This window comes from Neisseria sp. P0022.S010 (genome assembly GCF_051956635.1).
This window is the reverse complement of the sequence record NZ_JBQCXF010000948.1, coordinates 1-429: the sequence shown is the minus strand read 5'-3', so window position 1 is coordinate 429 and position 429 is coordinate 1. Positions and strand designations below refer to the sequence as shown.

General features: G+C 48.7%; 1 protein-coding gene and 1 pseudogene. Both read right to left on the bottom strand.

Annotation, left to right across the window (positions count from 1 at the left end; translation table 11 throughout):
* Positions 1-235 (bottom strand): nitroreductase family protein (locus ACTHUT_RS22265; RefSeq protein WP_440419985.1); only part of this gene is annotated, 235 nt, incomplete at its 3' end.
* 48 nt (positions 236-283) lie between these two features.
* Positions 284-429, bottom strand: a pseudogene (hisG, locus tag ACTHUT_RS22260) (ATP phosphoribosyltransferase); the annotation flags it as partial.

Sequence of the window (429 nt, the reverse complement as noted above, 5' to 3'; positions counted from 1 at the left end):
AGGGGTATAAGAGACAGATATAAGGTGCGCTTCCTGCCGCTTCATGTATTCCCTGCCTAAGCGCAAGGTCGGATACGCGGATGATGGAAACGCATTGCAGGTTGTTTGAAGTCGAAGCCTGCTGCCCCGCACGCACCAGCGTATCGAGGATTTCATCGGTAATCGGCTCGGAAGTAAACCTGCGGATGGAACGATGGGAAAGAATCGTAGCGAGTGTCGGTTTGCTTTGCATCATGACGGGGCTTTCAAACTGGGTTGGCAAACAGGTTTTACTAAAAACTTTTCAGACGGCCTTAGCGGCATCTTCAAATGTCTGAATAATCGGATTCAACAGCTCATATTTGGTTTTCAAGGCAGCTTTGTTGACCACCAAGCGGCGGGAAATATCAGCCACATGTTCTACAGCTTCCAAACCATTGGCCTTTAATG